Annotated in this window: 15 protein-coding genes and 2 pseudogenes; 12 read left to right on the top strand and 5 right to left on the bottom strand. The window is 57.7% G+C overall.

Features of this window, described 5'->3' with window-relative positions; genetic code table 11:
• The first annotated feature begins 40 nt into the window (after nucleotides 1–40).
• Together BK670_RS14820 and BK670_RS14825 are read left to right on the top strand one after the other, a co-directional pair.
• Nucleotides 41–817, top strand: a complete 777-nt coding sequence (locus BK670_RS14820; protein WP_123450634.1) for a hypothetical protein — start codon at nucleotides 41–43, stop codon at nucleotides 815–817.
• Nucleotides 818–1,014: 197 nt separating this feature from the next.
• A complete protein-coding gene (locus tag BK670_RS14825) occupies nucleotides 1,015–1,572 on the top strand; it encodes a DcrB/PsbP domain-containing protein (protein WP_123450636.1) in 558 nt (185 codons plus the stop codon).
• Here the strand turns inward: BK670_RS14825 and BK670_RS14830 are convergent.
• The 4 genes from BK670_RS14830 to BK670_RS14845 form a co-directional block, all read right to left on the bottom strand.
• Nucleotides 1,562–2,278 (bottom strand): alpha/beta hydrolase, encoded by a 717-nt coding sequence (locus BK670_RS14830; RefSeq protein WP_123450638.1) that lies wholly within the window; start codon nucleotides 2,276–2,278, stop codon nucleotides 1,562–1,564. The genes BK670_RS14825 and BK670_RS14830 overlap by 11 nt on opposite strands.
• Nucleotides 2,279–2,460: 182 nt before the next feature.
• Nucleotides 2,461–3,573 (bottom strand): succinylglutamate desuccinylase/aspartoacylase family protein, encoded by a 1,113-nt coding sequence (locus BK670_RS14835; protein ID WP_123450640.1) that lies wholly within the window; start codon nucleotides 3,571–3,573, stop codon nucleotides 2,461–2,463.
• Nucleotides 3,574–3,773: 200 nt separating this feature from the next.
• Nucleotides 3,774–4,553 carry an ABC transporter substrate-binding protein gene (locus tag BK670_RS14840; protein WP_016775210.1) on the bottom strand — a complete coding sequence of 260 codons (780 nt, stop codon included), beginning with the start codon at nucleotides 4,551–4,553 and terminating at the stop codon, nucleotides 3,774–3,776.
• Between the two features lie 349 nt (nucleotides 4,554–4,902).
• The gene (locus BK670_RS14845) at nucleotides 4,903–5,331 is read right to left on the bottom strand and encodes a rhodanese-like domain-containing protein (RefSeq protein WP_123450642.1); all 429 of its coding nucleotides are present in this window, start codon (nucleotides 5,329–5,331) and stop codon (nucleotides 4,903–4,905) included.
• A 101-nt stretch (nucleotides 5,332–5,432) separates the two neighbouring features.
• Between BK670_RS14845 and ftrA the strand changes: the two genes are divergently transcribed.
• The 10 genes and pseudogenes from ftrA to BK670_RS14900 all read left to right on the top strand — a co-directional run bounded on the left by ftrA (nucleotide 5,433) and on the right by BK670_RS14900 (nucleotide 11,401).
• Nucleotides 5,433–6,407 (top strand): transcriptional regulator FtrA, encoded by a 975-nt coding sequence (ftrA, locus tag BK670_RS14850; protein WP_123450644.1) that lies wholly within the window; start codon nucleotides 5,433–5,435, stop codon nucleotides 6,405–6,407.
• A 422-nt stretch (nucleotides 6,408–6,829) separates the two neighbouring features.
• Nucleotides 6,830–7,210, top strand: coding sequence for a DUF6124 family protein (locus tag BK670_RS14855; RefSeq protein ID WP_123450646.1), 381 nt, complete (start codon nucleotides 6,830–6,832; stop codon nucleotides 7,208–7,210).
• Nucleotides 7,211–7,212: 2 nt separating this feature from the next.
• Entirely contained in the window at nucleotides 7,213–7,482 is a 270-nt protein-coding gene (locus BK670_RS14860) for a hypothetical protein (protein WP_123450648.1), read from the top strand.
• A gap of 343 nt (nucleotides 7,483–7,825) precedes the next feature.
• Nucleotides 7,826–8,064: pseudogene (locus BK670_RS14870) on the top strand (pyocin S6 family toxin immunity protein).
• An 8-nt stretch (nucleotides 8,065–8,072) separates the two neighbouring features.
• On the top strand, nucleotides 8,073–8,408 hold the full coding sequence (locus tag BK670_RS14875) for a hypothetical protein (RefSeq protein ID WP_123450650.1): 336 nt from the start codon (nucleotides 8,073–8,075) through the stop codon (nucleotides 8,406–8,408).
• A gap of 232 nt (nucleotides 8,409–8,640) precedes the next feature.
• Nucleotides 8,641–9,984: an S-type pyocin domain-containing protein gene (locus BK670_RS14880; RefSeq protein ID WP_123450652.1), complete on the top strand. Its 1,344-nt coding sequence runs from the start codon at nucleotides 8,641–8,643 to the stop codon at nucleotides 9,982–9,984.
• Nucleotides 9,981–10,229, top strand: coding sequence for a bacteriocin immunity protein (locus BK670_RS14885; protein ID WP_123450654.1), 249 nt, complete (start codon nucleotides 9,981–9,983; stop codon nucleotides 10,227–10,229). Before BK670_RS14880 ends, BK670_RS14885 begins: the two co-directional genes overlap by 4 nt.
• A 437-nt stretch (nucleotides 10,230–10,666) precedes the next feature.
• Nucleotides 10,667–10,816, top strand: a pseudogene (locus BK670_RS30240) (S-type pyocin domain-containing protein); the annotation flags it as partial.
• Nucleotides 10,817–10,823: 7 nt separating this feature from the next.
• A complete protein-coding gene (locus tag BK670_RS14895) occupies nucleotides 10,824–11,090 on the top strand; it encodes a bacteriocin immunity protein (protein ID WP_123450656.1) in 267 nt (88 codons plus the stop codon).
• 59 nt (nucleotides 11,091–11,149) lie between these two features.
• A complete protein-coding gene (locus BK670_RS14900) occupies nucleotides 11,150–11,401 on the top strand; it encodes a bacteriocin immunity protein (RefSeq protein ID WP_123450658.1) in 252 nt (83 codons plus the stop codon).
• A 57-nt stretch (nucleotides 11,402–11,458) separates the two neighbouring features.
• Here BK670_RS14900 and BK670_RS14905 read toward each other — a convergent pair whose 3' ends face one another.
• Nucleotides 11,459–11,797 carry an FKBP-type peptidyl-prolyl cis-trans isomerase gene (locus tag BK670_RS14905; RefSeq protein WP_038365270.1) on the bottom strand — a complete coding sequence of 113 codons (339 nt, stop codon included), beginning with the start codon at nucleotides 11,795–11,797 and terminating at the stop codon, nucleotides 11,459–11,461.
• Between the last annotated feature and the right edge of the window lie 120 nt (nucleotides 11,798–11,917).

Genomic DNA, 11,917 nt, shown 5'->3' on the forward strand with positions numbered 1-11,917 from the left:
ATGCTAACGTGGCCTACCCTCAACGGACGGAGACACCTGCGTGCTGATCCTCAAACTGCTGCTGATTCCCGGATTTCTGCTGCTGATTTCCCTGGCGGGCAAACGCTGGGGACCAAGCGTGGCCGGATGGCTGTCTGGATTGCCGGTGGTGGTCGGGCCGATTCTGTTTTTCCTCGCCATCGAGCAGGGTCCCGCGTTTGCCGCACAATCGGCGGTGGCCGCGTTATCGGCGATGTTCGCGATGATTGCGTTCTGCATCACCTACGCGCAGATGGCGCAGCGGGCGAACTGGCCGTTGGCGCTGACGGTGTCGCTGTCAGTGTGGGCCGTGATCGCTTGGGTGTTGTCGCTGATCCCGGCGTCGCTGCCGTTCTCGGTGGCAGCAGCGGCGGTTGCGCTGTTGGCATCGCCGTACCTGTTTCCCACGGTGCAACCGGTGCTCAGCGGCCCGGCGCCGAAGTCGGACAAGCTGATCTGGCGGATGATCGCCGGCGCCGCGTTGACGCTGGTGGTGACCATGCTCGCCAGCACCGTCGGCGAGCGCTGGAGCGGTTTGCTCGCGGTGTTCCCGGTGCTCGGCAGTGTGATGGCGGTGTTCTCGCAACAGACCCGCGGCCCGGCGTTTACCGCCGCATTGTTGCGGGCGACGGCAACCGGGATGTATTCGTTTTCGGCGTTTTGTCTGGTGTCGGCACTGACCTTGCCGACCATGGGTCTGAGCGGATTTGCCGTGGGTGTGGCGGTGTCGGTGGCTATGCTCGGTGTGACGCGCAAACTGCTGGCCAGACCCGCCCTGGTAAAACAACCCCAGACTTGACATTAACTGTGGCGAGGGAGCTTGCTCCCGCTGGGGTGCGCAGCGCGCCCATGCTTTTTTGGGTCTGCTTCGCAGTCCAGCGGGAGCAAGCTCCCTTGCCACAGTGTGAATCATCTGTTCAGACGAGCCGGGCTGGAGTGACAGCGCTCTGCATGGGATGATCGCCCGCCCCGCGCGACCATCCTCCGGAGATCCCCATGTCATTGTTGAGCAAAAAAACCGTCGTCCTGCTGGTGACCGCCCTCGCCGGTTTCGGCGCCCTCCACGCGCAAGCAGCCAAGGAAAAAGCCACCACCGAGAAGGTCTCGATGCTCGATGGCAAGTTCACCTTTGTGTTGCCCAAAGGTTTCGTCGCCGACCCGCTGCCGGCCAGCCCCACCGGTGCCAAGGGCACGATGTACACCAACCAGTCGACCAAGACCGTGGTGATTGCTGCCGAAAACAAGATTCCCGAAGGCAACAACGTCAAGGACAACGACAGTGAGTTCCTTGATGGCAGCGTTTCGGACTTCATCGATGCCCAACGCAAGGCCTTGCCGGACTTCAACAAACTCAGCGAAAAAAGCCTGACCCAGAAAGGCACCGGCCTGGGCTTGCGCCAGGTCGACAGCACCGCGACCCAGGGCGGTGGCCAGACCCTCAACACCACGCTGATGGCCGGCTCCGGCACGAAGATGGCGCTGGTGCAGGTGATCTCCCGCGCCAGCGACAAGAAGGGTCACGATGCCCTGGTGAAAACCATCCTCAAGGATTGAGTTGCTGCAACCAGCCGTTCAAGTCACGCAGCTCGGCCGCACTGATACTGTGGCCGACGCCGGGGTACGCATGAAACTGCGGTTGGTAACCCAGTTTCTGTAGCTGCGCATTGGCCTCGGTGCCATCGTGGTACGGCACGCGATCATCGGCGGTGCCGTGGCCGATAAAGATATTCAGCGGCAACGGCTGCTGTCCGGCTTTGAGTTCAGCCTTCAACACTGGCAATAAGCGCCCGCTCAACGCGGCGATCCCGCCGACCGCCACTGGCGGCCGCAGCCCCACTTCGTAGGTCATCATCGCGCCCTGGCTGAAGCCGATCAGGTACACCTTGCTCGGGGTGGTGTGATATTTCTTCGCCGCTTGCGCGATAAAGTCGCGCAGTTTCTGGCCACTGACCTTCAGATCATCGGTCTCGCCGTTGTAGGCGCCTTCGCCTTTCTTGCGAAACCACTGGAAACGTCCTTCACCGAGCGACAGCGGCGCCTGCACCGACAGGTAGTTGTATTGCGCCGGGAGCTGAAATTTCATGCCGATCAGATCGGCTTCGTTACTGCCGTAGCCGTGCAGGAAAATCACCAGCGGACGCGCCTCGGCGTCGGCGTGAACCTGCTCGATGTACTTGAGCGGCAGATCGGATTGCAGCGTGGTTTGCGCCTGCACGGCGCTGGACGCCAGCAGGGTCAACAGAGCAAACACCTTCAACATAGAGCCTTCCTTTCACAGAGTGTCGGGTTCGGGGGGGAGCCTAACATCCTGCGGCGAGGATCCAAATTTGGTGTGATTGCTACTGGCCTCATCGCGAGCAGGCTCGCTCCTACATTTGGAATGCGTTCCCCTGTAGGAGTGAGCCTGCTCGCGATGAGGCCAGTAGCCCCAACGAAGATCCGTCAGTCGTTCGTCAACTTGCCCGTCCGAAACGCCACCCGCCCCGCCACTTTCGCCTGCCAGATCCCCGGCTCGGTATAACGCCCGCGATCCAGCGCAAACAACACGCCACTGGTGCCCGCGCGTACGGTGGTCACGCGATCCTGCAATGGATCGACCACCTCGAACACCGCATCGCCCTGCTCCACCCACTCGCCAGCATTGCGCAGGAAACTCACCACGCCATGGTGCGGCGCGAACAGGTATTCGGTGCCCTCGAACGGCAGACCTTCGCAGCACTCGCTTGGCGCCGCCGGCCACTCGCCGCTGATGAAACCCTGCTCCGCGAGGAATCCGAGGATCGCCTCACAATTGGCCTGCGCCTGATCGACTCGAGTGTCGCCCATGCTGCCTAGCTCCAGCGTGGTCGCCAGATTCGCCGCCGGAATCGCGGCATTCGGGAATGCCCGCGCCAGACGCAACCACGGCGTCGAGCAGGATTCATCGAACGAGCTGCCGCCGGAATCTTCACACAGCAGCGCCACGCCGGCCTTCAACCGTGCCGCCAGCGATTGCCACTGTGGCCAGTGCTGCGGCAGCGCGTACAAGTGAATCGCGGCGTCGAAATCACAGTGCAGATCAAGGGTGATGTCGGCATCGCAGGCATGGCGCAGCAGCAAGCGATGCAACGCTTCCAGTTGCGAAGCCGGGGCTGGCAAGTCATCGAAAACCTGGCCCATGGTTTGGCGGATCAGCGCCACGTTGGCCTCGGCATCCGCGCCCAGACGCTCACCGATCAACGCTCCGACCGGCGCGCTGAGTTCGACGAAGGCGCGGTTGAAATTCTTGCCGCTGCCCAGTTCAAAGCGGCCCATGTGCGCGCCTTGCACATGTTGATCGAGGCCGATCGGGTTGGCCACTGGCACCAGTTCGATCACGCCCTGCAAACGGCCTTGCTGTTCGAGTTGATTTAGGCGTTGCTTGAGTTCCCACGCGGTGCGCATGCCCGGCAGTTCATCGGCGTGCAGGCTGGCCTGGATGTACACCTTGCGGGTGCCCGCGCCGTAGCGGAACACGCTGAGCGAGCGCTCGCTGCCCAAATGGCTCCAGGGCAGAACATGGTCGATGCGTTGCATGGGAAAATCTCCTCAATTTCCGGATCACACTGATCCCCTGTGGGAGCGAGCCTGCTCGCGAAAGCGGTGTGTCAGTAAAGCAAACATTGACTGACACGACGCCTTCGCGAGCAGGCTCGCTCCCACAAGGTTCTGTGGTTTTATCAGAGCGCAAAAAAAGTGGCCACCGCGCAAACGGGGCCACTTTTTTCTACGGCGTATTAATGGCCGTACACATCAAAGTCGAAGTACTTGTCCTGGACTTTCTTGTACTCGCCATTGGCGCGGATTTCGGTGATGGCTTTGTTGAATTGCTCGGCCAGCGCGGTATCGCCCTTGCGCACCGCAATGCCGGCGCCGCCGCCGAAGTACTTGGCGTCTTCGTAAGTCGGGCCAACGAATTCAAAACCTTTGCCGGCGTCGGTTTTCAGGAAACCGTCGCTCAGGTTGACCGAGTCGGCCAGCATCGCGTCGATACGGCCGGAAACCATGTCGAGGTTGGCTTCCTGTTGCGAGCCGTAACGCACCAGGTCGATCCCGGCTGGCACCAGCACTTCGGTGGCGTAACGGTCGTGGGTACTGGCACGCAGCACACCAACTTTCTTGCCCTTGAGCTCCGTCAGCGGGTCTTTGACACCGGAGCCTTCCTTCATCACGAAGCGCGCCGGGGTGTGGTAGTACTTGATGGTGAAATCGACGTTTTTCTTGCGGTCGTCGGTGATGGTCATCGACGACAGAATCGCGTCGATTTTCTTCACTTTCAGCGCCGGGATCAGGCCATCGAATTCCTGCTCGACCCAGGTGCATTTGACTTTCATCTGCGCGCACAGTGCATCGCCGATATCGACGTCGAAACCGGTGAGTTTGCCGTCAGGGGTTTTCATCGAGAATGGCGGGTAGCCGGCTTCAATACCGATGCGGATCGGCTTGGCGTCTTCGGCCACAGCGGTCAGGGACAACATCGACAGTGCCAGGGCACCGAACATCACTAGCTTCTTCATTTATAACTCCTGTGTGCGGAGGCTTTTATTGGCAGCTTTCGATTCAGCGTTCGGTCATGGCCAATTGGCTATAAAAACCGAAGTGGCCGGCAGTCTATGGCGGCGCGCACAGGGTAAATTGTTTTTAAGCGACAAATACTTATGAAAGATCGGCGCACCGATTGACCGGGGTCAACGGGTGCGTCGTCGTGGTGCAAAAGCTGTAGGACAGAACCTTATTTCGCGCAGGAAATCTGCGATTGAGTACCATTTGTGGCGAGGGAGCTTGCTCCCGCTCGGCTGCGCAGCAGTCGTCTATGCAGGGGGCCGCTGCGCGACCCAGCGGGAGCAAGCTCCCTCGCCACAGGGATCAGCATTCGCAACCGATGGCGGTTTTGCCGACTGGCACCACGCTTAGTTGAAAACCTTCATCGAGCCATCCGGTAACGCCACCAATCATCTCCTTAACCGGGTAACCCAGCGCCGCCAGTTTTACCGCCGCCTTATTCGCGCCGTTGCAATGTGGGCCGGCGCAATAGACCACGAACAGCGTGGTTTTCGGGTAGCCCGCCAGCTCCGCCGCGGTCAGCAACCGGTTCGGGATATTGATCGCGCCGGGCACATGCCCGCGCTCAAAGGCCAGCGGGCCGCGCACGTCGACCAGGACAAAATCAATCTCGCCGGCCTCTTGGCTGCTGAATACGTCGGAACAATCGGTTTCGAAGGTCAGACGATTGCTGAAGTGCATCAGGGCGATCGCCGACGGAGCGGCAGGGATGTCGCGAACGAGGCTGGTCATGGGTGTTGCTCCTTTGTCTGTAGGGGGTTGAACAGACTTTATCGAGCGGCCGCTTGCGGCTACAGTGGCGCACAAGACACTCACCGGGAATTTTCCGCCAAATGCCGACATCACCAGGTCTGGTCGCCATTCTGGCCTACGACGGCCTTTGCACATTCGAGTTCGGCATTGCCGTGGAGGTCTTCGGACTGACCCGGCCGGAGTTCGATTTCCCGTGGTACACCCACGCCATTGCGGCGGTCGATCAAGGTCCGATGCGCGCCTTGGGCGGGATTCAGGTGCTGGCCGATGGCGGTCTGGAATTGTTGGCCGAAGCGCGCACCATCATTATTCCTGGCTGGCGCGATCGCAACGCGGCAGTGCCTCCAGCATTGATCGACGCGCTGTGCCAGGCCCATGCCCGGGGTGCGCGATTACTGTCGATCTGCTCCGGTGTATTTGTGCTGGCGGCCACCGGCTTGCTCGATGGCCACGGCGCCACCACCCATTGGCGTTACACGGCGGAACTGGCGCAGCGCTTCCCGGCAATCGCCGTCGATCCGGATGTGCTTTATGTCGACGCCGGGCAGTTGATCACCTCAGCCGGGAGCGCGGCCGGGATCGATGCCTGTCTGCATCTGGTGGCGCGGGACTTCGGCACGCAGATCGCCAACTCGGTGGCGCGGCGACTGGTGATGTCGCCGCAGCGTACTGGCGGTCAGGCGCAGTTTATTCCGACCCCGGTCAGCCCGACGCCGCGCAATGATCTTTCGCGGGTGATGCAGTGGGCGCGCGAGCGTTTGCATGAACCGCTGGAGGTGCGTGATCTGGCCAGTGAAGCGGCGATGAGTGAGCGCACGTTTCTACGGCGCTTTACCGAGGCCAGCGGGCAGTCGCCCAAGGCGTGGTTACAGCACGAACGGTTGGCGCGAGCGCGGGAGTTGCTGGAAAGCACACCGCACAACACCGAGCAGATTGCCGCGCGCTGTGGTTATCGGTCGGTAGAGAGTTTTCGCGTGGCGTTTCGCGGGGTGGTGGGGGTGCCGCCGTCGGTGTATCGGGAACGGTTTGGGCGGGGCGTGAGTGTCGGTTCCTGAGGTGATTTTCAGGATCTTTTGGCTCCCACCTGTTGGAATGCATTCCTCTGTGGGAGCGAGCCTGCTCGAGAAGGCGCCCGGTAAAACGCAGCATCATTTAGACATCAGCCACGAGGCTACAGCGCCTTGCGCCTTTGCCTACAACTACGCCAGAATCCGCCGGCTTGTGCGGCTTGGGGGCTGCCGGTAACTTGGTTCGCGTCACTGAATGTTCAGTGATCGGGTTTAGTCGCTCGGTGTCATCTCTAGCTAGCAAGCTGTTATTCAGTCTGGCATTTCCATGCCTGCACTCAATGGCGGCTATGCGCAGGGCGCTTTCGAGCGCGCCGGTTTAGCTAGGAGGCCGGTCGACTAACCTGCGTATAGCTGCCACCCAATGTTTAGTCGCAAACGGTGTCAGCCTCATTGAGGTTTCCTAGCATATGTTCAAAATTACTCCAAATCCGCCCGAAACAGACGCGGAAATCGATCCAAATCCAACGTCCCCCTATTCCACACCGGGCTCCAGAAAACTCCACGAAGCCGCCGAGCGCGCCCTCGATCATTACCTGAAACCCACACCCCCAGCGCCACCACGCAGACCCAGCACCATGTTCCTCGTCGACCCCAACACAGGCGCCGAAGACCTCATGGCCCACGCCTGCGAATCCATGGCCTCGGCCAGCATCATGCTCAGCGACTTTGCCGCCCTGCTCGACTCGCCCTACCGCAACACCGTGCTCGGCATCCAGCAAGTGGTCATGCTCGGTGAACTCGCGGTCAACCGCGCCCTCGACAAAATCGACCCCGCGCTGAGGCAATAACCATGTCCAACAAAACAGATGCACAAGTCGTCGCGGCACTGGTGGCCATGGGCTTCAACGAGCGGGACGGACGCTGGGCACAGAACGCCTGCCTGGTGCTCATCGAAAGCGAACGCGAAACCATCGTCGCCTCCGCCGTCACCGCCCTCGCCCAACTCGATGAACTGGAAATCGACGCCGTGCTACCCGCACTGCGCCGCGTGACACGCCGGTTCCCCTCACTGCAAAGAACCGTGGCCGACACACTGGCCGAAATGGCGCACGCAGCCTGATTGACCGCGTGATCGCTCTTCGCGAGCAGGCTCGCTCCCACAGGTGTTCGCGGTTACTCGCGGCATTCGAGTACACCGCCGTCCCAATGTAGGAGCGAGCCTGCTCGCGATGGCTTTCTTTCTGCAGACGAATATCTGAAAGCGAAAACCCAGGAAGGCTTAAACCATGAAGGAACATCCCCCCCGATTCCAAAGCTTCTCTTGTGTCTGGGATGCACTGGAAGACACTCCGCAGGATGCCGCCAATATGCGCCTGCTGGCCAAGTTGAGGCGCACGCTTTCACGAGAGAACTCCCCCGTAAGACCAGCCACTTCGATGGATGAGGCAGACAGGAAGCTAAAGATGTTTGTATGGATTAGCGGTTTCTCAAAAGGTGACGACGAAGACGACACCTTAAAATACGAACTTACAGTTGGGGCGAAATTTGAACCGGCAGTCTTGGCTGCAATGGGTTGGAAAGCCTTGATGAAAGTCCTGACGGCGAATGGCTGCTGACACTCGATCAAGCTCAAAAAATCGGCATGGCGATTAACGAGAAACTGCCGTCGGAACTCGATCTTTTTATCGGTATCAGGGGTTAACTTCGCCAATGAGCCTCATCTATCAAGATCCATCCATAAGCTATGACGAGGCCACAAGATTTTTTGCCAGCGGCACGGATGCAGACGTAAGCACCGCTCTCGTTTCCATAGGCTTGAATGAAACCGATCGAAACTGGGCTCAGGACATCTGCCTGAAATACCTCACCAGCAAAACCGAAACAATTGTGGCCGCTGCGGCTACTGCACTCGGGCACATCGCTCGCCGACATGGCGAGGTGGATACTGAGACAGTCATTGCGGTACTCGAATCAGCCAAGCGAACCCATGCTTCGCTGCAAGGGATCATTGAAGACACGCTCGACGACATAGACGTATTCACCTGATCTCCCAAGGAAGCTTCAGTCATCTTCGAAATTCAAAAAATCATTGATTCATAATGGTGAAGATAGCCCGGAGCCACCATTCAAAGCCCCTCCAGAACCCTTTATCCTTCGCCCCCCGTTAGAAAACGACATGGAATACAGGGAGTTTTCGGCACAGCATTTGAGACCTTAGCTCCCAAAGAGCTACTGCCCAGTTAGAGACTGGAACCCCAAGGACGAACAAGGATGATTCATGAGCGGTTATGTACCCAACCCGCCAAAGAACTACCGCTATAGCGGCGTTGAACCTGTTGATACCCATGCACAACGCTGGGCTGAATACAAAGACCTCCCTTCCAAAAAGGACACCAAGCCCAACACAATCGGCTGTGTATTTGCCAAGAGTTGTGACCTTCCAGACGGCGTGATTGATCACAAGACGCCAGCCGGATTTATCCCCGTCGAGAAGGTCGGTAACTTTGGCGAACTTACCATCCTAGGTGGCCGAGAGACGGACGCACAGGGAAACATCCCCCTCAAGAAGGTAAGCGGTGCAATACCGGCAACGCTTGGAACTCTCCTGTTAGGTGGGGCGGCCGCAACTGCTGGCGCGTCATGTGGTGGCCTGTGCACTGCGAGTGCCGCTGTTGCTGGTGGTAGTGCTGCAACGGGTGTAGGTACTACCGCAGCCACAGGTGGAGTGATGACTACTGGTGTTGCTGCTGGTGCGTTAGCTGGCTTTGTCGCGTTGCTGTGGCCTTCCAGTCTGGGCGATAGCAGCCTGTACACAGAAGAACAGCTTCAATCCCTTAAGCAAGGTCGCACACGGCTTCGGATTCACATCGAACAGCAGGCAAATGGCACTCTGAAGGGGTATGGGTACAACACCCAGAACCGCACTGACTGGGAGATGATTCCGGTGGTGCAATTCGTTGAGCAAGGCTCTCAGCAGGTTGCAGACTTTGGCAATGGTGTAACCCTGATCTGGACACCAGCCGTTGACCCGTCCAGCACTTCAGAAATCCCACCGTTAGAGGCTGCACCTCAAGCCCCGCAGATCTGGATTTATCCGCCGTCCGAAAAAGCGGATAGCATCATCGTCAACCCGATCTACCCGCCCGAGTACAAAGACTTCATTCTGGTATTCCCGGCTGACTCTGGCATTCAGCCGCTGTACATCGTTATCAGTGCTCGCTACTCACCTGGTGTTGTGACAGGCAAAGGACAGGATGTATCGGGCATCTGGCTTGCTGGAGCTGGCACAGGACTCGGAGCGCCCATACCTACAAGAATTGCTGACCAGTTGCGGGGCCAGAAATTTAAGAGCTTCGATGATTTCAGGGCTGCACTCTGGACTGCCGTAGCCAACGATCCAGAACTTTATGCTCAATTCAAACCAACCAACCAAGGCTGGCTATCCAAGGGTAATTCTCCGTTCGTTCCAAAAGCAGAACGCAACGGCAAGAACGCTCGCTACGAGATTCACCATATAGAACACATTCAACACGGCGGCGCTGTCTACGATGTTGATAACCTCTCCGTAGCCACGCCAAAACGTCACGTTGAAATTCATAGGGAAGACCGGCAAAAATCATGAAAACCACATTCAGTGAATACACCGAAAGCGAGTTCGTAGCCCTACTACAGCGCATCATTGACCACGATGGTACAGAACCCGAAGTAGATGAATTGGTATTCCACTTTGAGGAGGTGAGCGAGCACCCGGCTGGTTCCGACTTGATCTTCTACCCAGAAGACGGCGCGGATGACTCAGCGGCTGGCATCACGCAAACGGTGAAGGAATGGCGTGCTGCTAAAGGCCTACAGGGCTTCAAGGTCTGACAAAAACAGAAAAGCCCGCTCATGGCGCAATGCTGTTCACTTAAGGAAAAACGGCGCTTACCCCAAAATGGGAAAGCGCCGTTTTTCTTGGGCTTCGCCTCAGTACCAAAGATCAAAAGCTTTCGGTCTGCGGCTTAAGTGAACAGCATTACGCTCATGGCGGGCTTTGGCTCACGGCACAAGCTACTCGTTGATCGACGGATCTATCAGGCCCATCTTGGTCTTCTGATCCCGCACAGCCCCTTGTGCAACCTTAAGCTATGTATCCAGCTCCTGCACCTTACCTTCAAGGAAGCTAACAGCTTCTGATCCCGCTCCGCTGCATACTGAGCTTCGAATTCAGCCTCAAGACTCAAGCCTGTACGGGAACTAGCACTCAACGGACGAGAAACACATCGAACAGCAGGCAGATGGCACCTTGAAGGGGTAAAGCCCCGCGTGTGCGAAAAGCCCAACGCGTCGGAGGCAGGCTATCTTACGAGTTACACCGTCTCGAAAAAGTCTCAGAAGGTGGGGGCGTCTACGACGTCGATAACATAAGAGTGAACACGCCAAGAAACCATATTGACCTTCATCGGAACGAATAGGTCAGACATGACCGACACACTATCGAAAAGCAGTTTTTCCGACTACACCGAGGCTGAGTTCATCGAACTGCTGGAAGAGCTAGCACGGGAAGACGAAGCTGAAACGGATGATCGTGCTGATCTACTCCTCTTGCACTTCAAGAAAATCAGTGAACACCCAGCAGGGTCAGACCTAATCTACTATCCAGAAGCAGATAACTCCCCTAAAGGAGTAGCGAAAATAGTTGAAGAGTGGCGATCTGCCAATAGTTTGCCGGGATTTAAGCGTGACTGATCCCAACTTCTGGGAGGCTGTGTGATGGCGGGGATCCACATTCACACGGGAGTTCAGTAATGGAATTGAAAAACAATCTAGCTGACTACACCGAACAAGAGTTCAAGGCTTTGATTCAGGCGATTGAAGACGCAAAAACCGAGGATGAACGAGGTGAACTTGTCGATCACTTCAACAAGATTGTCCCCCATCCATCTGGTAGCGACTTACTGTTCTATCCAGAGGCTGAGGAGGATGATTCAGCAGATGGCGTAACACGTACTGTAGGTGAATATTGTCATGCAAATGGACTGCCGGGCTTCAAGACCTGAGTAACAAAAGAAAAGCCCGCGCAGGCATCTTTCTTCGCGGGCTACATTCCCGTTACCTCAATCCTCCCGCGTCAACACTTCCAACAACTCAATCTCAAACACTAGATTCGAATTCGGCGGGATCTTGCCCATCGTCCGCTCGCCATAGCCCAAATGCGCCGGCACCAGCAATTTGCGCTTGCCCCCCACCTGCATGCCCATCAAGCCCTGATCCCAACCCTTGATCACCCGCCCCGTGCCAATCACACACTGAAAAGGTTTGCCACGGCTGTAGGAAGAATCGAACTCGCTGCCGTCTTCCAGCCAACCCCTATATTGGGTGGTGATCAGCGCGCCTTTGACGGCGGCTTTGCCTTCGCCGACCTGAAGATCGATTACCTGCAGTTCATCATTCATAACATTCACTCTATTGTTCAGCCGGCCGCCGTTTTCCCAGAAATGCCGGTGATTGGCAACCTGCAAGCAACGATAAACGTGGTATCCGAACCGAGTATTGAAGCATTAACATAGCCAACC

Source organism: Pseudomonas fluorescens, assembly GCF_003732425.1.
In the GTDB taxonomy this organism is placed as follows: Bacteria; Pseudomonadota; Gammaproteobacteria; order Pseudomonadales; family Pseudomonadaceae; genus Aquipseudomonas; species Aquipseudomonas fluorescens_BE.